The organism is Limnohabitans sp. Rim8 (assembly GCF_945901735.1).
GTDB lineage: Bacteria > Pseudomonadota > Gammaproteobacteria > Burkholderiales > Burkholderiaceae_C > Limnohabitans_A.
Genome location: NZ_CAMDLM010000004.1, coordinates 61,295 through 81,377 on the forward strand (window position 1 = coordinate 61,295; position 20,083 = coordinate 81,377).

Annotated in this window: 18 protein-coding genes; 6 read left to right on the forward strand and 12 right to left on the reverse strand. The window is 58.1% G+C overall.

Annotated features, from left to right (window positions below; genetic code table 11):
- Window positions 1-181 precede the first annotated feature (181 nt).
- Genes Q0O99_RS03335 through Q0O99_RS03345 form a run of 3 tightly spaced genes read left to right on the forward strand, consistent with a single transcriptional unit; the run spans window position 182 to window position 3,134 of the window.
- Window positions 182-1,339 (forward strand): acyl-CoA dehydrogenase family protein, encoded by a 1,158-nt coding sequence (locus Q0O99_RS03335; protein WP_293748531.1) that lies wholly within the window; start codon window positions 182-184, stop codon window positions 1,337-1,339.
- Complete coding sequence (locus Q0O99_RS03340) at window positions 1,336-2,337, forward strand: acyl-CoA dehydrogenase family protein (RefSeq protein ID WP_293748533.1); 1,002 nt, start codon at window positions 1,336-1,338, stop codon at window positions 2,335-2,337. The genes Q0O99_RS03335 and Q0O99_RS03340 overlap by 4 nt, the downstream gene beginning before the upstream one ends.
- A complete protein-coding gene (locus Q0O99_RS03345) occupies window positions 2,334-3,134 on the forward strand; it encodes an aldolase/citrate lyase family protein (protein WP_293748535.1) in 801 nt (266 codons plus the stop codon). Before Q0O99_RS03340 ends, Q0O99_RS03345 begins: the two co-directional genes overlap by 4 nt.
- 181 nt (window positions 3,135-3,315) lie before the next feature.
- Here Q0O99_RS03345 and Q0O99_RS03350 read toward each other — a convergent pair whose 3' ends face one another.
- The 8 genes from Q0O99_RS03350 to Q0O99_RS03385 form a co-directional block, all read right to left on the reverse strand.
- The gene (locus Q0O99_RS03350) at window positions 3,316-4,323 is read right to left on the reverse strand and encodes an ABC transporter ATP-binding protein (protein ID WP_293748537.1); all 1,008 of its coding nucleotides are present in this window, start codon (window positions 4,321-4,323) and stop codon (window positions 3,316-3,318) included.
- Window positions 4,320-5,288 carry an ABC transporter ATP-binding protein gene (locus Q0O99_RS03355; RefSeq protein WP_293748539.1) on the reverse strand — a complete coding sequence of 323 codons (969 nt, stop codon included), beginning with the start codon at window positions 5,286-5,288 and terminating at the stop codon, window positions 4,320-4,322. The genes Q0O99_RS03350 and Q0O99_RS03355 overlap by 4 nt, the downstream gene beginning before the upstream one ends.
- Window positions 5,285-6,193 carry an ABC transporter permease gene (locus tag Q0O99_RS03360; protein ID WP_293748541.1) on the reverse strand — a complete coding sequence of 303 codons (909 nt, stop codon included), beginning with the start codon at window positions 6,191-6,193 and terminating at the stop codon, window positions 5,285-5,287. Before Q0O99_RS03360 ends, Q0O99_RS03355 begins: the two co-directional genes overlap by 4 nt.
- A gap of 3 nt (window positions 6,194-6,196) precedes the next feature.
- On the reverse strand, window positions 6,197-7,750 hold the full coding sequence (locus Q0O99_RS03365; RefSeq protein WP_367185173.1) for an ABC transporter substrate-binding protein: 1,554 nt from the start codon (window positions 7,748-7,750) through the stop codon (window positions 6,197-6,199).
- 73 nt (window positions 7,751-7,823) lie between these two features.
- A complete protein-coding gene (locus Q0O99_RS03370; protein WP_293748545.1) occupies window positions 7,824-9,065 on the reverse strand; it encodes a M20 aminoacylase family protein in 1,242 nt (413 codons plus the stop codon).
- Window positions 9,066-9,067: 2 nt separating this feature from the next.
- The gene (locus tag Q0O99_RS03375) at window positions 9,068-10,048 is read right to left on the reverse strand and encodes an ABC transporter permease (protein ID WP_108355030.1); all 981 of its coding nucleotides are present in this window, start codon (window positions 10,046-10,048) and stop codon (window positions 9,068-9,070) included.
- Complete coding sequence (locus Q0O99_RS03380; protein ID WP_293748678.1) at window positions 10,048-11,646, reverse strand: ABC transporter substrate-binding protein; 1,599 nt, start codon at window positions 11,644-11,646, stop codon at window positions 10,048-10,050. The genes Q0O99_RS03375 and Q0O99_RS03380 overlap by 1 nt, the downstream gene beginning before the upstream one ends.
- A 121-nt stretch (window positions 11,647-11,767) precedes the next feature.
- On the reverse strand, window positions 11,768-12,529 hold the full coding sequence (locus Q0O99_RS03385; RefSeq protein WP_293748548.1) for a DUF3047 domain-containing protein: 762 nt from the start codon (window positions 12,527-12,529) through the stop codon (window positions 11,768-11,770).
- A 30-nt stretch (window positions 12,530-12,559) separates the two neighbouring features.
- On the opposite strand from Q0O99_RS03385, the gene Q0O99_RS03390 reads away from it, so the two are divergent.
- Window positions 12,560-13,534, forward strand: coding sequence for a tripartite tricarboxylate transporter substrate binding protein (locus Q0O99_RS03390; protein WP_293748550.1), 975 nt, complete (start codon window positions 12,560-12,562; stop codon window positions 13,532-13,534).
- A gap of 47 nt (window positions 13,535-13,581) precedes the next feature.
- Here Q0O99_RS03390 and Q0O99_RS03395 read toward each other — a convergent pair whose 3' ends face one another.
- Window positions 13,582-14,916, reverse strand: coding sequence for a hypothetical protein (locus tag Q0O99_RS03395; RefSeq protein ID WP_293748552.1), 1,335 nt, complete (start codon window positions 14,914-14,916; stop codon window positions 13,582-13,584).
- Between the two features lie 191 nt (window positions 14,917-15,107).
- Window positions 15,108-16,235, reverse strand: coding sequence for a porin (locus Q0O99_RS03400; RefSeq protein ID WP_293748553.1), 1,128 nt, complete (start codon window positions 16,233-16,235; stop codon window positions 15,108-15,110).
- Between the two features lie 347 nt (window positions 16,236-16,582).
- Here Q0O99_RS03400 and coq7 point away from each other — a divergent pair, with 347 nt between their 5' ends.
- Window positions 16,583-17,206: a 2-polyprenyl-3-methyl-6-methoxy-1,4-benzoquinone monooxygenase gene (gene coq7 / locus Q0O99_RS03405; RefSeq protein ID WP_293748555.1), complete on the forward strand. Its 624-nt coding sequence runs from the start codon at window positions 16,583-16,585 to the stop codon at window positions 17,204-17,206.
- A gap of 66 nt (window positions 17,207-17,272) precedes the next feature.
- Here coq7 and Q0O99_RS03410 read toward each other — a convergent pair whose 3' ends face one another.
- Complete coding sequence (locus Q0O99_RS03410) at window positions 17,273-17,728, reverse strand: OsmC family protein (protein WP_293748557.1); 456 nt, start codon at window positions 17,726-17,728, stop codon at window positions 17,273-17,275.
- A gap of 298 nt (window positions 17,729-18,026) precedes the next feature.
- Here Q0O99_RS03410 and ilvA point away from each other — a divergent pair, with 298 nt between their 5' ends.
- On the forward strand, window positions 18,027-19,574 hold the full coding sequence (gene ilvA / locus Q0O99_RS03415) for a threonine ammonia-lyase, biosynthetic (RefSeq protein ID WP_293748559.1): 1,548 nt from the start codon (window positions 18,027-18,029) through the stop codon (window positions 19,572-19,574).
- A 31-nt stretch (window positions 19,575-19,605) separates the two neighbouring features.
- On the opposite strand, the gene Q0O99_RS03420 is transcribed toward ilvA, so the two are convergent.
- Complete coding sequence (locus tag Q0O99_RS03420; RefSeq protein WP_293748561.1) at window positions 19,606-20,073, reverse strand: type II secretion system protein N; 468 nt, start codon at window positions 20,071-20,073, stop codon at window positions 19,606-19,608.
- Window positions 20,074-20,083: the final 10 nt, after the last annotated feature.

A 20,083-nucleotide genomic window follows, 5' to 3' on the forward strand; every position in this document is an offset into this window, starting at 1 on the left:
TATCCCGTTGATTTTTTTATTCTGATAGGGACTGTTGCATGATATTCAAGAAAACCAAAATTTCCATCGCCTTGGAATTTTATTATCAATACTCAATCATCAACGCTGGCAACGAAATAATTTGAATTTCTTGGAATTTTAGCCATACATTAGATACTATCAAATAATCTCAATTCAAATCATGAATAATCTCTTAGATAATTTTCAATTGGCACGGTTGCCCCAAAGCTCCGATGCATTGCGAATTGAAGTCAAGCAATTTTTAAATGAAGCGATGCCAACACTCTCTGCCGACCGAAGGGCAAGGTCATGGTTTGGCTTCGATCCTGAATTCAGCCAACGATTGGCCGAGAGAGGATGGGTGGGCCTCACTCTTCCTAAGACTTATGGCGGCGCTGAGCTGGATGCATTTTCACGGTTTGTTTTGGTTGAAGAATTGCTTTGCGCGGGCTCGCCAGTCGCAGCACATTGGATTGCCGATCGACAAAGTGGGCCACTCATTTTTAAATACGGAACAGAAAAACAAAAGTCTTTCTATTTACCTTTGATTTGCCAAGCCAAAGCATTTTTCTGCATCGGTATGAGTGAACCCAATTCGGGTTCTGATCTTTCATCCGTGGCCACTCGTGCTGTCAAAACCGATCAAGGATGGCGTCTCAACGGTCAAAAAATCTGGACCACTAACGGACACCAGTGCCACTTTGCAATTGCATTGGTTCGCACATCCGGCACAAGCGCTGATCGTCATGCTGGTCTGTCGCAATTTATTATTGACCTCTCCTTACCAGGTGTGACTCGAAAACCCATTGTCGACCTAACGGGTGACCAGCATTTTTCTGAAATATTTTTTGAAAATGTGATGTTGAATGAAGATGCTTTGATTGGTGTTGAAGGTCAGGGCTGGGATCAAGTGATTGCAGAATTGGCATTTGAGCGAAGCGGCCCAGAACGTGTTTATTCCAGCATTGTTTTGCTTGATGAGTGGATCAAATGGCTCAAACAAGGACGGGCCACTCCGCAGCGCATTGCCATGGTAGGGAGATTCACTGTGCACCTCAGCACTTTGCGAAATATGTCGATTGCCGTCACTCACCAATTGGTGGAAGACAAAAGTCCAGTGATTGAAGCGGCCCTTGTCAAAGACATTGCCACCGAGTTCGAACAACATATTCCGGCATTGTTAGAAGATGAAATGGGGTCAGATCCAAATGAGATCATTGATCCCAACTTGCTCCGCGCATTGGCTTATGTGAGTCAAATGGCTCCAACTTATTCCTTGCGCGGCGGCACTCGTGAAATATTGCGTGGCATGATTGCCCGTGGATTGGGTCTCAGATGACGAATATTTTTGTAGAAGCACTTGAACCGATACTGGCTCACCATTGCAAGACATCCGATGTACGCCGAATTGAATCCAATGATTCTGGTCATTCTCTTTTTGAAAAAATTTCTGATGCTGGTTTTTTTGAATTATTGACCGATGAATCTGATGGAGGTGCTGGCATCAGCACTCGAGATTTATTTCCAATACTACTTTTACTGGGTCAATATGCAGTTCCACTTCCGATTGCCCAGACGATTGCCGCGCGTTGGTTATGGAAAAACCATGCGAGCATTCCAAATGGATTGATTGCTTTCGCACCTCATCACACGGTCAAGGATGAGTTGTTGATTTGCGCCAACATCCCCATGGGTAGAGTTAGCCAATTCTTTGTTATTCAGGATCGACTCGGCTACAAAATTTTAAATTGCGCTGATGCAATCAATATTTATGACAGTGGAATTCATGGAAGTTTATTGGCAACTTTGAATTGGGAAAGCCATGCGGGTCAATTTTTTGATATCAAAAATTCGCCTACAGATCTCATGTCATTGTCGGCATCATTAAAAGCCGTCGAATTGGCTGCATCCATCAAAAAAGTTTTTGATATGACGCTTCAATACGCCAACGATCGAGTTCAATTTGGAAAATCAATTGGCAAATTTCAAGCCATTCAACATCAGCTCAGCGTGATGGCTGAACATGTCGCTGCAGCAAGCATCGCCGTGCAAGCGGCATTTGATATTGAGACTGGGCCGCCTTCACGCATGCTGAGCGCGATTGCAAAATCAAGAACGAGTGAATCGGCACAGCTGATAGCAGCAACAGCGCATGCTGTTCATGGTGCCATTGGCATTACATACGAATATGACTTGCAAATTTATACCCGTAGACTTCACCATGCCCGCATGGCCTATGGATCCGAGTCTTATTGGAATCAATGGATTGGAGAGCAAGTGTTAGCAAGCCCATCAACTCAACTGTCCGATTTCATTCAAATGACCTCTCAGCCATGACCAAAACAACACAGACGCCCAATCCGCTTTGGGAAAAGTTGAAGAACGGCGAACGTGGCATCGGAACATTTGTTTTTTCGTCTGACCCCTGCCATACAGAAATTATTCGCCACGCGGGCTTTGATTTGGTCGTCATAGACATGGAACATGCACCCCTGGAAATAGGCGATGTTGCAGCACATGTTCGTGCTGCAAACGCAACGGGTATTTCATGTTGGGCTCGCGTGGGACACGCACAACCACAGCAGATGGGAAGATTGCTTGATCAAGGCGTACACGGAATTGTGCTGCCACATTTCGGTTTGGACATGACCCGCACGCAAGAAGTATTGAAAGCATTTCGATACGCTCCCAGTGGCACGCGCGGAACTTGTACGGGTGTTCGAAGCGTTTCGTATGGCTTAACTTCATTCGAAAACTATGCAACCACGTCCAACGAACAAGCAATGGCCATTGGGCTCATTGAAGATGCTTCAGTGGTTAACAACATTGAGTCTGTTTTAGCAAACTGCAAACTTGATGCCATCGTTCCAGGCGGTCCGGGCGATTTGGCCACATCCATGGGATTTCATGGTCAAGGCAATCATCCCGAGGTCATCGCTGCGGTCAAGAAAATTGTTTCAGCTGGGAAAAAAATCCCTGGCCTCAAAATTGGTGTCTATCTGATTGATCCCAAAACAGCAGGAATGTGGATTGATTTAGGCGTTGATTTCTTCCTGTGCTCCATTGACTATCGCGTCATGGCCAATGCTTATCAGTCTATTCAAAAAGAGATGACGAGCATTCCTTCCTTTTAAAACCACTGATTTTTATTGGCCCTGCTGTCGCATCCCGAATGATTGCATGGACTCAAACCGGTCTCCGCTCTTCATGGCCAGGGAAGTCTTTCGTCAGTTGATAGACAGTTTTTACTTCGCCACTGCAGTCCATTGGCCACTCAAAACAAGCGAAATCTCATCAACAGACAAAGGCTTGAAGTCACACCACCGCGTGACAAGCGATCTTGATGCCTTTGAAGTCACGCAAAGCGGGGCGCTCAGCACGGCAGATGTCGGTGGCCTGCGGGCAGCGGGGGTGGAAGGTGCAGCCACTTGGGGGGTTCAGCGGGTTGGGCACTTCGCCTTGCACCGGGGTGCGGGCGCGGCCGGTGTCGTGCATTTTGGGAATCGCGTCCAGCAGCATCTTGGTGTAGGGGTGCTGGGGGTTGCCAAACAAGGTGTGTTTGTCGGCCAGTTCCACCAGTCGGCCCAAATACATCACGCCCACCCGGTCGCTCACATGGCGCACCACGGCCAGGTTGTGGCTGATGAACAAATACGTCAAACCGCGCTCGCGCTGCAGGTCTTTCATGATGTTGAGCACCTGCGCTTGCACGCTCACGTCGAGCGCCGAAGTCGGCTCGTCGCACACCAAAAACTCAGGCGCGGTGGCCAATGCACGGGCGATTGAGATGCGCTGGCGTTGCCCACCCGAGAACTGGTGCGGGTACTTGACCATGTCGAGCGGCGACAAGCCCACTGACTTGAGCAACTCGGCCACGCGGGCTTTGAGCTCTTCAGCGTCGCGGATCAAACCATGCTCTTTGAGCGGTTCGCCAATGATGTCGTCCACCGTCCAGCGCGGGTTCAGGCTGGCATAGGGGTCTTGAAAAATCATCTGGATGCGCTGGCGCATCTTTTGCGCGTCGGCCGACTTGAAAGCGGCGTGCGCGTCTTGCCCATCAAAGGTCAGGCCGCCGCGTGTGGGCTCGTACAAGCCCACCAGCAAGCGGGCCACGGTGCTTTTGCCGCAACCGGACTCGCCCACCAGGGCCAGGGTTTTGCCGCGTTCAATCTCAAAACTCACGCCGTCCACAGCATTCAGCAGTTGGCGCGGTTTGCCCTCGATCACGCGGTTAAGCCAGGGGGCTGACACGTCGAAAGTTTTGGCCAGGTCGTGCGCCACGACCAGGGGTTGGGGTTTGGCGTTGCTCATGGTGTCGCTCATGCGGCGCTCCCGTCGTGCAGCCAGCAAGCGGCCATGTTGGCGCCCGCCTGAACCAAATCGGGCCGGTCCTGGCGGCAGCGGTCAAAGGCTTTGGGGCAGCGGGGATTGAAGGCGCAGCCCTGCGGGATGGCGTTCAGGCGCGGCATGGCACCGTCAATTTGGTTGAGGCGTTCGCGGTCACTGTCCATGTCGGGGATCGAGGCCATCAGGCCTGCGGTGTAGGGGTGGGCCGGGTGGTTGATGACCTGGTGCACCGGCCCGATTTCGGCCACGCGCCCGGCGTACAACACCGCCACACGGTCACAGGTTTCGGCGATCACGCCCATGTCGTGGGTGATCAGCATCACGGCCGCGCCCCGGTCTTTGCAGACATTTTTGAGCAAGCTGATGATCTGCGCCTGGATCGACACGTCGAGCGCGGTGGTCGGCTCGTCGGCCACAATCAGTTGCGGCTCAGCGGCCAGCGCCAAAGCAATCACCACGCGTTGGCGCATGCCGCCCGAGAACTGGTGCGGGTAGTGCTCAATTCGCTCTTCGGCGGCCGAAATGCCGGTGTCCTTGAGCAGCTGAATGGCGCGCTGGCGTGCCTCTTGGGGCGTCACCGGCAGGTGGGCCAAGATGGTTTCAGTCAGCTGCCTGCCGATGGAATACAGCGGGTTGAGCGAGGTCAGCGGGTCCTGAAAAATCGCGCCGATCTTGCGGCCCCGGATGTGGCGCATCTCGTCGTTGTTCAGGTGGTCGATGCGCTGGCCTTCCAGCAGGATCTGCCCTCCCGCCACGCGGCCTGGCGGCTCCAGCAGGCCAATGATGGCCGCACCCGTGAGCGATTTGCCCGCGCCCGACTCGCCCACCACACCCAGAATTTCACCAGGGGCGATGTCGAAAGAAATATCGTCCAGCGCACGCAGCGTGCCGTGGCGGCTGGGGAATTCCACCACCAGGTTTTTAACTTGTAAAAGACTCATCGCAATCTCGGATTCAGCGCGTCGCGCAACCAGTCACCCAGCAAGTTCACCGACAAGGCGATCACCACCAGCATCAGGCCCGGGAAAATCGTGATCCACCACTCGCCCGAGAACAAATAGTCGTTGCCCACGCGAATCAGCGTGCCCAGCGAAGGCGAGGTGGGCGGTGCGCCCACACCCAAAAATGACAGCGTGGCTTCGGTGATGATGGCCGTGGCCACCTGAATGGTGGCCAACACCATGACCGGACCCATCACGTTGGGCAGCACATGCTTGAACATGATGCGCAACGGCGCCACACCCGTCACGCGGGCGGCCTGCACGTATTCTTTGTTGCGCTCCACCAAAGTGGTGCCGCGCACGGTGCGGGCGTACTGCACCCAGCCCGTCAGCGAGATCGAGATGATCAGCACACCAAAGGCCAGCGACTCGTGCGCATTGGGAAACAGGGCACGCCCCACGCCCGCGATCAAAAGCGCCACCAAAATGGCCGGGAAGGACAGCATCACATCGCACAGGCGCATGAGCAAAGCGTCGAGCCAGCCGCCCTTGAAACCCGCCAACAAGCCCAGGCCCACGCCGACCACCACCGACAAAATCACCGAAGCCAGGCCGACGATCAAAGAAATGCGGGAACCATAGATCAGGGCCGACAAAATGTCTCGCCCCTGGTCGTCGGTGCCCAGCAAAAACTTGGAAGTGCCGCCCTCCATCCAGGCAGGCGGCAAGCGGGCGTCGCTCAACTCCAGCGTGGCCAGATCAAACGGGTTGGTAGGCGACACCCACCCGGCAAAGACCGAACAAAAAAGACAAATGAAGGCGATGGCAGCCGCCACCATCGCCATGGGCGATTGGCGGAAGCTGTAACCGACGTCGCTGTTCAGCCAACGTTTCAATGCGTTCATGGATTACTTGATGCTGATGGATTTGAACGGCATGGAGTTGTCACCGCGCTGCACCAGTGTGACCTTTTTGCTGGTGCCCCAGGCCAAGGCCTGCTGGTGCAGTGGCAAGTGGCCGATGTCGGCGTTGTGCAACTCAAAGACCTCTTTGATCATGGCGTTGCGCTTGGCTTGGTCGGTTTCGCTTTGAATTTTCACGGTCAGCTCGTCCACCTTGGGGTTGCAATAAGCGCCCAGGTTGAACTGGCCTGTACCTTTGTCGTCCACGCAGCGCATCAAGGCATTGAGCGCGTTGTGGGCGTCATAGGTGCTGGGGGTCCAACCCAGCAAATAGAAACTGGTATCACGGCGCAGAATTTTCGGGAAATAGGTGCCCTTGGTCTCGGCCTTGAGGTTGATCTTGATGTTCACCCGTGCCAAGTTGGCGGCCACGGCTTCGCAGATCTGGCCATCGTTCACATAACGGTCATTGGGGCAGTTCATGTCCACCGAGAAACCTGTGGGGTAACCCGCTTCGGCCAGCAGCTTTTTGGACGCTTCAGGGTCAAAGGGCAAGCGCTTGTTCAGATCGGGGTTGAAGCCGTTGATGCCAGGGCCGACCATCAAGGCGCTGGGGTTGGAGGCGCCACGCATCACGGTGCGCTTGATGCCTTCGATGTCGATGGCTTGGTAGAAGGCCTGGCGCACGCGCTTGTCCTTGAAGGGGTTCTTGCCCTTCACACTGGAGTACAGCAATTCGTCACGCTTTTGGTCCATGCCCAAAAAGATGGTGCGCAACTCAGGCGCCACCAAGGCGCGGGTGTTGGCACCAGAGTTGATGCGGGGCACGTCTTGTACCGGCACGGGTTCCATGATGTCGATTTCACCGGACAGCAAAGCCGCCACGCGGGTCGGGTCGTTGGCAATCACCGAGAAAATGACTTCGTCCACGTTGCCTTCGATATTGCCCCAGTAGCTGCCGTTGCGCACAAAGGTGGTGCGGATATTGGGCTGGCGCTCACGCAGGCGGTAAGGGCCTGTGCCATTGGCGCGGAAAGACGCGGCATTCTCGATGCCCTTGCGGCGGTCCACCGGGCGTGTGGCTTGGTTGTCCTCGCACCACTTTTTGCTCATCATGAAGACGGTGGACAGCACGTTGGGCAAGATCGGGAAAGGGGCCTTGGTTTCGATTTCGATGGTGTGGCTGTCCACCTTGCGCACTTCCTTGATGTCGTTGGTGTTGCTGCGCATGTCCGAGCCTTCGCCTGCGGCGCGGTTCAGCGAGAACACCACGTCATCGGCCGTAAAAGGCGTGTCGTCATGAAAGCGCACGTTCTTGCGCAGTTCAAAACGCCACACGTTGGGCGAGGTCTGCTTCCACGAGGTGGCCAGTCCGGGTTCAAACTTCAGGTCTTTGCTCACGCCGACCAGCGACTCGTAAACGTTGTTGGTCACGCTCAGTTGCAGCGATTCGTTGAGCGAGTGGGGATCCATCGACAAGGCGTCGCCCTGGTTGGCAATGCGCACGGTGGCGGCATTGGCAACGCCCAGCGACAGGGCCGACACCAAAGCGGCAGCCATCAAGGAACGGGAGAGTTTGGAAGTACGCATAAAAGACTCCAGGGGTTGAGAGAGAGAGAAGTGTTGTGCAAGGTCAAACGGGTGAGCCCACAGGCAGCGCCTGCTCCACCAAACTGGCGTGCAAAGCCGCGCCCAGTGGCAAGATCTCGTCGTTGAAATCGTAACGGCTGTTGTGCAGTGGGTGCGGCCCCGGACCGTGCGGCAGGCCTTGGCCGATGCGGATGTAAGCGCCGGGTTTGGCCTGCAGCATGAAGGAAAAATCTTCGCCGCCCATGCTGGGCAGCATGTCGCGCCAGACCTTGTCTTCGCCTACCAGAGTGGCCGCGACATCGCAGGCAAACTGCGCTTCGGGCACGGTGTTGACAGTGGCGGGGTAGACGCGCTCGTAGGTCAATTCGGCCGAGGCCCCAAAGCCTTGCGCCACACCGTTGCACAAGGCGCGCAAACGGTCTTCGATCTGGTCTTGCACGCGCTCGCTGTAGGTGCGCACGGTGCCCACCAAAGTGGCTTCGCCCGGAATCACGCTCATGGCGCCAGGGTGGCCCGCTTGCATCGAGCAGATGCTGATGACCGCCTGATCAAAAGCCGACAGGTTGCGTGAGACCACGCTTTGCGCGGCCGTGATGATGTGCCCGGCCACCAGCACCGGGTCAACGCCCTGGTGCGGGCGGGCGCCATGGCCGCCTTTGCCGATGATGCGGATCTCGATGCGGTCCACCGCCGCCTGCATGGGGCCGGGGGTGATGCCGATCACGCCCAAGGGCGTCTCGGGCGAGTTGTGTTGGGCATAGACCTGCTCGCACGGAAAGCGCTCAAACAGGCCGTCTTGCATCATGGCGCGCGCTCCCGCATAGCCCTCTTCTCCCGGCTGAAAAATCAGCACGGCCGTGCCGTCAAAGCGCCGGGTTTCGGCCAGGTAGCGGGCTGCGCCCATCAGCATGGCGGTGTGGCCGTCGTGGCCACAGCCATGCATGAGGCCGGGCGTGCCCGACTTCCAGGTGCATTCGTTGTGCTCGGTCAGGGGCAGTGCGTCCATGTCGGCGCGCAGGCCGATCATGCGGCCGGGGTTGGCCGCCGAGCGACCTTGGCCGTACACCAAGGCCACCACGCCGGTTTTGCCGATGCCGGTGTGGATGCTGTCCACGCCACACACCTGCAGCATTTCGGCCACGCGGCGTGCGGTGTAGACCTCTTCAAATCCCAACTCGGGGTGGGCGTGCAGGTCGCGCCGAAACGCCGTGAGCTCGGGGTGGAACTGCGCGATGCGCGAAAAAGCAGCACCCCGCCCCAACACCGATTGCAAAGAAGCGCCCACGCTCAATGGCCCCCGGGCTTGCCCACGCGCAGGCGCGGGTCCACCACAAAATACAGCAAGTCCACGATCAGGTTGATGACCACAAAGATCAGCGCGATCAGGCACAGATAAGCGGCCATGACCGGGATGTCGGCAAAGGTCACCGCCTGGATGAACAGCAAGCCCATGCCGGGCCACTGGAACACCGTCTCGGTGATGATGGCAAAGGCAATCAGGCCGCCCAACTGCAAACCGGTGATGGTCATCACCGGCACCAGCGTGTTTTTGAGGGCATGGCCAAAGTGGATGGCACGGTTGGACAGGCCACGGGCACGGGCAAACTTGATGTAGTCGGTGCGCAGCACCTCCAGCATCTCGGCGCGCACCAGGCGCATGATGAGCGTGAGCTGAAAAATTGCCAGCGTCACGGCAGGCAACACGATGTGGTGCCAGCCCTTGGCCGTCATCAAGCCGCTCGACCACCAACCCATCTGGATCACCTCACCCCGGCCAAAGCTGGGGAACCAGCCCAAGATCACGGCAAACACCAGAATCAACAAAATGCCGATCAAAAAAGTGGGCAGCGACACACCCAGCAAGGACACCGTCATGATGAACTGGCTGGCCCAAGTGCCCCGGCGCAGGGCTGCATACACCCCCATGGGGATGCCGATCACCAGCGCCATGGTGGCGGCCACCAAAGCCAGCTCCAGCGTGGCAGGCAAGCGCTCGGCGATCAGGCGCGAGACCTTGGCGCCTTGCCGCAGGCTGAGGCCAAACTCGCCCTGCACCGCGTTGACCAAAAAGTGGCCAAACTGCACAAAGAAAGGCTGGTCCAAACCCAAGTCCGATCGCAGCAAGTCAATCTGTTCTTTGGTGGCGTCTTGCCCCAGCAAAAACACCACCGGATCTCCCACATACTGGAACAACAAAAACGCGATGAACGCGACCGTGACCATGACGATCACGGCCTGGATCAACCGCTGCAAAATGAATGCGAGCATCAGTTGACCTTGATCAGTGTCCAGTCAAGGCGGTTGTCAGGGCGGTGCACCACATCAACGCTTTTCTTCATCGCCCAAGGGATCACCTGGTTGTGCAGCGGGATGTGAGAGACCGTGTCGTTGGACAATTGGAGGCCTTCGGTCAACAAACGGTTGCGCACGGGCAAATCGGTTTCGGTTTTCACGCGGTCCACGATGTAGTCCATGCGGGTGTTGGTGTAGCGGCCCACGTTGTAATTGCCGTCACCACCGGTGCCCACGCTGCGCGTGAGCGACTGCAGGCTGTAGAGCGCGTCAAAGGTCGGCACGCCCCAGCCCAGCATGTAGATGCTGGCTTCGTAGCGCTGGATCATCGGGAAGTAAGTCACGAGGGGCTGCGTGCGCAGCTTGGCTTTGATGCCCACCTTGGCCCACATGGCCGTGATGGCCTGGCAAATTTCTTCGTCGTTGATGTAGCGGTTGTTGGGGCAGGCAAAGTCCACCTCAAAGCCTTGTGGGTAACCGGCTTCGGTCAGCAGCTTTTTAGAGGCATCCAGCGAATACGGGAAACGGGTGTTCACGGCTTGGGTCCAGCCGTTGACCTGCGGCGCCACCAGGGCACCCGTGTTTTGTGACAGGCCGCGCATGGTCACGCGGTGGATGGTGTCCATGTCAATCGCTTGGTACAGCGCCTTGCGCACTTTCACGTCCTTGAGCGGATTCTTGCCCTTCACGCTGGAGCCTGGCAATTCGTCACGGTGCTGGTCCATCCCTAAGAAAATGGTGCGGTTTTCAATGCCGTCGATCACCTTCAGGTTGGCGTTGTTGCGCATGCGGCCCAGGTCTTGCGGGCTGGGGTCGAGCACAAAGTCGATTTCGCCCGACAGCAAGGCGGCAGCGCGTGTGGCTTCGTTCTTAATGGGGGTGTAGATGATTTCAGTCACGTTGGTGGCGGCGTCCGACCAGCCCCACCAATTGGGGTTTTTCACCAGCGTCAACTTTTGGTCAGGCTGCCATTCCTTGACCATGTAAGGGCCACTGCCCATGGCGTTGCGGTGGGCAAAGTTTTCTTCTTTGGTCTTGATGTCCTTGGGTTCGATCGATTTGTTCTTTTCGGCCCAGGCTTTGCTCATGAGCCGCAACTCGGTCATCTGGTTGAGCAAAACTGGGTTGGGGCCACTGAGGAAAACGTCGACCGTGTTGGTGTCGACTTTCACCACTTTGCTCATACCCTGGGTGTAGACGTTGAAGTTGGAGGTTTTGGCGCGGGCGCGGTCCAGTGAGAACACCACGTCGTCGGCCGTCAGGGCCGAGCCGTCGCTGAACTTGACGCCCTTGCGCAGGTTGAAGCGGTACTGTGTGGGCGACACCTCGCGCCAAGAGGTGGCCAAGCGGGGTTCGATTTTGAAGGTCTTGCTGTTGTAGTAAACCAGCGAGTCAAAGATGGCGGCGTGCACGCCATTGCCCAAAGCGTTGTTTTGCGAGTGGATGTCGAGTGTGGGAATGTCGCTGGCGCTGGTCCATTTGAAAGGCTTGGCTTGCACCAAACCAGCGGTCATCACACCGGCCAAGACCAAAGAAGCGGTCAGGGAGCTGGACAGCACAGCGGCGGGGGTCATCTTGTTCATCAAAACACCTCGGTGACAAAAAGTTAGTTAGAACACGAGTATGCAACATTCGAGCCCGCCGACAGGGCAGGGAATTCCCCCAAATGTGCTGTCGCGCACCGGACTGGGGCACTCACTGCAGCCGTATCGCGCCATACCAGGCGCGTGTGGTGCTGCGGGTGTTGTCGGTGTCGGTCATGATGGCCAGCCCCAGCAAGGCCCCGGGCGGCTCGCCAAAGGCTTTCTCAAAGTCGGCCCGGATGTCGCGGCGGTAACTCAACCACTGCCCCACTCGCCCCGCACCCGACTCCACCGCCAGCTTGCGGATGCGGTCGGTTCTCGGGTTCACGATCACCGACCCGGCTGGACAGTCGTTGCACCACACGTACATCAGCGTCGCGTAGGGCAGAGGCTCGCCGGTCAGGCTGAGGGTCAACTCGCTGAGCAGGTTGTTTTGCGCCAAAAAATGCTGGCGGTCGCCCTCAAACACCAGGATCAGGCGCACCGGGGAGTCTTCGGTCTCACGCTGGCGCATGTCCGCGCCCGTTATGAGCTGATCGACTCGCCAGTCAAACTGCAATTTTCCCAATTGCTCTGGGGGGATGTGCAACGCCTGTCTCAACATGCTGGCCGAGGAATCCGCTTCGGCCAGCAAGGCATCGCGCGTGCCTTGCGGGGCCACCCGGTAAGCCGTGAGCAGCTTGCCCGGCAAGCGCATGACCTGCCACTGCGACTTGTCCTGCGCACTGAACTGCAGGGGCAACTGCCGCAGAACCTGTGGCGGCTTGTCTTGCGGTGCTTCGGCCTTCCAGAAGGCGCAGCCGGGCAACAACAGACTGCTGCACAGACTGGCGTACAGCGCCAAACGAAGCCTTGGGGTGCTTGGTTTTATCATCCTGTCTCAAACTTTTTTTGGAGTGTGCCCATGCTAAGCCGCCGCCTCGTGATGCTCGCTGCCCTTTTGCCCGCAGGGTATTTGAACATTGCCTGGGCTCAAGCCGCTTTTCCCTTCAAAGCCCTGCGCATCGTCGTGCCTTTTGGTGCGGGTGGCGTGGCCGATCTGACGGCGCGTGCCGTGGCGCAGCAGCTGTCTGTGAATCTGGGCCAACCCGTCGTCATTGACAACCGGCCCGGCGCAGGCGGCATCGTGGCAGCCGAGCTGGTGGCCAAGGCCGAGCCCGACGGCCACACCCTGCTGCTGATGTCCAATGGCACGGCCGTGAGTGCGGGCCTATTCAAGTCCTTGCCCTTCAACCCCCGCACCGACTTCGCGCCCGTGTCTTTGCTGGGCTTGTTTGACATCGCCATCGTGGTGCCAGAGTCCTCACCGCACAAAAGCCTGGCCGAGCTGATCGGCTTTGGCCGCGCCCACCCGGGCCAGCTCAACTTCGGCACCATCAACATCGGCAGTACCCAACACCTGGCCGCCGAGCTGCTGCGCACCCAGGCCAACCTGATCGCGCAAATCATCCCTTACAACGGCACGCCTGCGGTGATCAACGCCCTGCGCGGCGGCCAGATCGATGCGGTGGTGGAGATCCTGGGACCGCTCAAACCCCAGATCAACGCCAAGGCTGTGCGGCTGCTGGGTGTGATGGGCGCCAACCGCCCCAAAGACCAGCCCCAAGTGCCGGTGGTGCGCGAGTTGCCAGGCCTGAGCAACTTCAATGTGTCGTCTTGGAACGCACTGGCCGCGCCTGGTAAAACCCCCAAAGCCGTGGTCGATCGTCTGAGCACCGAAGTGGCCAAAATCCTGGCCGATCCTGCCATGGTGCAACGCCTGGCGGGTTTCAACGTGCAAGCCCAATCCAGCACCCCCACCCAACTGGCTCAGTTGCTCGATACAGACATCCAGCGCTGGACGGAAGTGATTCAAAAAGCCGGGATTGCGCAGCAGTGATTGGGCTTGCAGCGGCATGCGCCAGCCGCTGCACGTACCGTCCGCGTTCAGCGCGGAGCGATGCGGGTGGCCAAAGGCTGTGGGGTGTAGGCCGTCTGAAACCGGCACTCAGCAGCTTGTGCAGGCCGCAAGGCCGCGCAACGTGCAGAGATGCCCACAGGTGTTGGCTTGGTGCCGAGGTTGACCCAAGCCAGCAAGGCCTCAAACAGCGGCGGGTAAATGACATCGCCCAAATAACTGTGCTCAGCAGAGTCCACAAAGGTTTGCACCAGCCGCGCACCGTTACCAGAGGCTTCCATGCGCAGGCGCAGGGTGTCGCTGCCCTCCACAAACACCGTCGAATCCCGGATGCCGTGTGCCGATAACACAGGCACCTTGAACCGGCCACGGTGATTGACATCGGCATCAAACTTGGCGCTGGCTTGCGGGTCGGCTTTGAAGCGCAGCACGGCCGCATTCAGGGCGGCGTCGTTGGCGGAGCCGCGGTACTGGACTGTGTCATTGCCAAAGGGGCTGGCACCGCCACTTTTGGTGACCACATCGCGCAGCGTGAACGTGCCCCAATTCAGGTGACCTGCAATCGAGTTTTCCGGGATTTTCAAGACATCGACGATGGTTTTGATTTTTTGGATTTGTTCAGCACTGCGTTGGGCTGCTGGTTTTCGCACACCCAAACAATCGTTGACCCGCGTGGCCAACTCCGCTGACGTCAGTTTGCTGTCGGCCGGCAACCCCAGCGACAGTGGGTACCGAGGCTCATTGGGGCGCGGGTGGTTTTGGCACAGGTGCTGGTAAATGGCGCGCAAGTCCAAACGGAAGTCGTAAGTGGTGGGCCCGGCCACCACACCGCTGGTCAGCAAAATGCCTTCCCAGGATTGGGGGTACATCTCGGCCGCACGCGTGGCCACCATCGCCCCCCAGGATTGTCCGTGCAACAAAGTCCTCTGCGGCTTGGCCACATGGTCCACAAAGATGCGCCGAACACGTTCTGTGTCTTCGGCCGCCGTGGTGACGGCAAATCCACCCTGCCTGAACACCGACCCGGCCCACGCGTGGCCTTCGGTCAAAGTGATCGCCCAACGCTTGATGTCTTCGTCTGCCCTGGAGGCCTTTGGCTCGCCCAAGGCGGGACCGCCATGCGCGTGCACCACCAGCACACCGCTCCACTGGGCAGGCTTGGCCAGCAAATAATGCGCGCCCGCAGAATCCTGCCCTCGCCAACACTGGGTGCCCGCAGGAACCCCCTCAGGACAGGCCAGTTGGGCAGGTGGCGCCTCTTTGGGCGCACTGGCGCATCCCGTCAATAACAGCAAGCCCGCGGTGGACAGGCCCAAGCCCAGTGAGGCGCACCACGAACGAAAAGAGACAGGGGGGTACAACATGTTGAAAATCCTGAAAATCCTAACAATCCTCCAATCTATCAGCTCTTCAGCGTTGCCGTACCCGTGCTATCCCTTGCAGGGGTGTGTTTTTTGGATAGACAGCGCCACCGAGCAGTCATAAAAAAACCCACCGTGTTGCCACGGTGGGTTTTGTGTCTTTTAAAACTCAACTGGCTTGCGCCAGCTGGGAATTAGAAGGCGTGGCGCAGACCCAAGTAAAACTGAGCAGCATCAGTGCCAACAGCATTGGCAGGTGTACCGTTCAGGGCTGTCTGGGTGTACAGTGCGTAGCCAGCAGCGGTTTTGTTGTCCAGCTTGGCATAGCTCACACCCAAGGTGGTGCGCTTGGAGAAAGCGTAGTCATAACCGACGGACATCAATGTAGCGCCGGTGTTGGCCTGTGTGACGCCGCCAATTTTTGTTTCGCCAGCTTTGCTGTATGTGAACAAAACTGTACCAGCACCCATGGGCACGGTGACAGGGATGGAAGTCACAGTACGCTCGGTGTCGATGAAGGCTGCACTGGCTGCTGCTGCACGCGTAGCCGATGTGTCATAGGTCAGGCCAATGGTGGCCACGCCCAAGTTGTAGTTGGCCATGAAGGTGGTTGCTTTTTGACCGGTACGAGCAGCAGTCGTCGTTTGGTCTTCGCCCTTGGCTTGCCACATGCTGGCGCCGACAGTCAGAGGACCTGCAGCGTAAACACCTTGGAAGTGCGATGCATTGCCGCCGCTTGTTGTACCGACTGCACCTTCAGAGCCAGATTGTGCGAAGCTGTAAGTGCCTTGCAAAGTCAAACCGCTCATAGCAGGGGCTGTGTAGCGAACCACGTTGGTGGAACGGCTGGCGTTGGCAATGGCTTGGCCGCTGCCAGAACCGTTCACAAAGCCCAACAGTGCGCAGCTGGCCGCTTGCAATGCAGTGGCACGTGAGCCGTGGGTGTCGCCGCCCATGCAGTAGTGGGTGTCCAGCTTGCCCATTTGGACGTTACCGAAACCGCCAGACACGCCCACAAAGGTGTTGCCGCCAGCCAATGGGCTGGATGTAGGCGCTGCACCGTTGTCGTCCATACGGTAACGTGTGTCCACTTGGAAGTTGGCTTTCAAGCCGCCACCCAGGTCTTCGCTGCCGCTCAAAATGAAGCGCGAAGAACCGTCGGCCAAACCAGTGGCTGTACCATTGTTTGCAGCAGCGGCTCCGCCGGAGTATTTGGTCTGTGCCACGCCAGCTTTGACGTTACCAGACAAAGTCACGGTGGATTGAGCGAAAGAGGTGCCGGAAGCTGCCAAAACAGCCAGAGCAATCAGAGATTTTTTCATTGCAAGTTTCTCCAAGGTTAAACAAGGGCCCGAATCAGATGGGTGATATTCACCCGTCGAAACCCTGAGCCAACCTCCAAATCAGGAAGTTGTCTGTATTCCACCAGACGACTGTGTGTTCGCCAAGACATTCGTCCAAGAAAAGTTCTTTTCGTTGCAAGCATGCAACAACCCCCCGTATTTACCCTCGTTCGACTCTAAAAACCGCATTTTTATCAATGGCGACAATGACTTTGGACCCATTTCAAAACACGATTGCTAACAGTTACAAATTCAGTAACCCAGATCCCAGCACGGGCCCGTTGGCGTTTTTCAGCCCGAACGAATCGATTGTTTACACTTGGACCATGAGCAATGCCTTGATTTTGGCCGTGGACAGCGCCCTGCGCACCCTTTGCGCCGAGCCGCGCGCCAGTCGCCCCAATCCGGCGGTCTCTGTGGCTGCGCTTGAGCTCAACGAGGCCGAGCAGCGCCAAGCGGGTGCGCTGATGCGCATCAACCATGTGGGTGAGGTCTGTGCCCAGGCGCTGTACACCGGCCAGGCCCTGGCATGCCAGAGCCCTGCACTGCGCGCTCAACTGGCCGAGGCCAGCCGCGAAGAGACCGACCACTTGGCCTGGACGAAGCAGCGCCTCGACGAGTTGAACGACCGGCCTTCTTTGTTGAATCCGCTTTGGTATGCCGGTGCGTTTGTCATCGGTTTTGCGGCGGGTAAGCTGGGCGGCGACCGGGTGAGTCTGGGCTTTGTGGTGGAAACCGAGCGCCAGGTGGAAGCCCACCTGCAAAGCCACATGGATTTGCTGCCGGCGGCAGATTTGGCGTCTCGCGCCATCGTGTCGGCCATGAAGGCTGACGAGGTCGCCCACGCCCAGATGGCCATGAAAGCCGGCGCGGTGGAACTGCCCGCCCCAATCAAGGCCTTGATGCAAGCCGCCGCCAAGGTGATGACCACGGTGGCCCACCGGGTTTGAGCCGCCTGATACCCGCCCACGGGTACTCAGGGTCTCAGCAGGGCATTTACCCAGCCTGCTCAATGGTCAACCGTTCACTTCCACCACCTCAAAACTGGTCGTGATCTCAGCCGTTTTGCCCAGCATGATGCTGGCCGAGCAGTATTTGTCGTGGCTCATGGCAATGGCCCGCTCCACGGCGCTGGCGGCAACGCCTTTGGCGGTGACGGTGAAGTGCATGTTGATCTTAGTGAAGACTTCGGGGTCGACCTCAGCGCGTTCGCTGCTGATCTTGACGCTGCAGCCGCGCACGTCATGGCGGCCGCGCTTCAAGATCAACACCACGTCATAAGCGGTACAACCGCCCGTGCCGGCCAACAGCATTTCCATGGGGCGCGGGGCGAGGTTTTGGCCGCCGTTTTCGGGCTTGGCCGCGTCAGGCGCGCCGTCCATGTTCACGATGTGGCCTGAGCCGGTTTCGGCCACAAAACCCATGCCCGAGCGGGTGCCGGCAACGCCGGTCCAAGTGACTGTGCATTCCATTTTTGTTTCCTTGTGTGTCATCCGTGCTGAACGCAAGGATTTTGAGTGGTCTTGGAGGTGGTCAACTTTACAAGTTTTTGCACTCCGAGACACTCAACTTGCTGCAACGCAACAAAAACACCCGTACAATTGCGAACAAGCGTGCTTTTTTGCATGCACCCCTTGTCTCCTCCACCCTCTGAAAAGGTGGATTTGCCCCCAGCCGCAAGGCTTGGGGCATTTTTTTTGGCCGTTATCGGCCGTTATCATCAAGCCCACACTTTTTAGGCGATGCGGCACGTCTGCCATCGCACCGGACATGACCACCCCACACCTCCAACCCGCCGATTACCTGATCAAGATCCTCAACGCCAAGGTGTATGACGTGGCGACCGAGTCCGCCTTGGAAACGGCCAAAAACCTGTCGAAGCGCTTGGGCAACCAGGTGCTGTTGAAGCGCGAAGACCAGCAACCGGTGCACAGCTTCAAGCTGCGCGGGGCCTACAACAAGATGGCGCACCTGAGCCCGGAGCAGCTCAAAAAGGGTGTGATCTGCGCCTCGGCGGGCAACCACGCGCAAGGCGTGGCGCTGAGCGCCAGCCGCCTGGGCACCCGTGCGGTGATCGTCATGCCCACCACCACGCCGCAGGTCAAAATCGACGCGGTCAAAGGCTTTGGGGGCGAGGTGGTGTTGTTTGGCGAGAGCTATTCAGACGCCTACAAACACGCCCTGACGCTGCAAAAAAAGCAGGGCCTCACGTTTGTGCACCCCTTTGACGACCCGGACGTGATCGCGGGCCAGGGCACGATCGCCATGGAAATGCTGCGCCAGCACCAAGGGCCGCTGGATGCGGTGTTTGTGGCCATCGGGGGCGGCGGTCTGATATCTGGCGTGGCCAACTACATCAAGGCGGTGCGCCCAGGCGTCAAGGTGATTGGCGTTCAGATGAACGACTCGGATGCCATGATCCAGTCGGTGACCGCCAAACAGCGCGTGACTTTGGCAGATGTGGGGCTGTTCTCGGATGGCACTGCGGTCAAGTTGGTCGGCGAAGAAACTTTCCGCGTGGCCAGCAACTTGGTGGACGCCTACATGACGGTGGACACCGACGCGGTGTGCGCGGCCATCAAGGACGTGTTTGTGGACACCCGCTCGATCGTGGAGCCCGCAGGCGCGCTGGCGGTGGCGGCCATCAAACAGTATGTGGCAGCGCACAAATGCAAGGGACAGACCTTTGCGGCCATCTTGTGCGGCGCCAACATGAACTTCGACCGCCTGCGCTTTGTGGCCGAGCGGGCCGACGTGGGCGAAGAAAAAGAAGCTCTGTTTGCTGTGACCATCCCGGAAGAGCGCGGCAGCTTCAAACGCTTTTTGGAGCTGATCGGCAGCCTGCCCGGCGGCCCGCGCAACGTGACCGAGTTCAACTACCGCATGAGCGATTCGGACAAGGCCCATGTCTTTCTGGGCCTGAGCACGCAGGGCAAGGGTGAGAGCAGCAAGATCACCACCAAGTTCAACAAACACCAGTTCAAGGCCATCGACCTGACCCACGACGAACTGGCCAAAGAGCACATCCGCCACATGGTGGGTGGGCACTCGGCCCTGTCACAAGACGAACGCTTGCTGCGCTTTGAGTTCCCCGAACGCCCCGGCGCACTGCTCAAGTTTTTGAGCCTGATGCGCCCGGGCTGGAACATCAGCCTGTTTCATTACCGCAACCAAGGCGCCGACTACGGCCGCATTTTGGTGGGCCTGCAAGTGCCCCCCAAGGACGACAAGGCGTTTGAGAAGTTCCTCAAAACGCTGGGGTATCCGTATGCCGAAGAGACCGACAATCCGGTGTACCGTTTGTTTTTGCGCGCCTGACAACGCTGCGCGACAGGGGTTTCAGGGCGCTTTAAGGCGCTTTGTCTGCGCCAGGCAATCGGAGCGAAAAAAGGGCCGCGCCTTGCGCGCTGGCACCCAACTGCGCCTGCTTTGGGCCCAGGCTTTGCAAAACCACGCCATCCGCCACGGTTTGCCCTACCCGAAAAGGCCGAGGCGGTTGACCATCCACCGCGATCAGGGCGCTGCCCTGGCCAGAGGCACCGGCCACCACACCCCAAAGCTCAAAGCGCGCGGATTGGGCGATGCTGACCTCGGGCAAGGCCGCTTGCACCCCCCAGGCCCGGGCCAAATGGGACGAAAATGAACTGGTCACGGCTTGGACTGAGCTTTGGACCAAGGGCACGCCCTGCACCGCACTGCCGGCAGGGAAGTTCAACACCCAAAACACCACGCTGGCGGCGGCCGCACAGCCAACCAAAGCGGCCGAAACACCCGGCCAAAGATTGGCACTTTGTGAGGCAGGGGAGATTTGTAACATGGCCGGATTA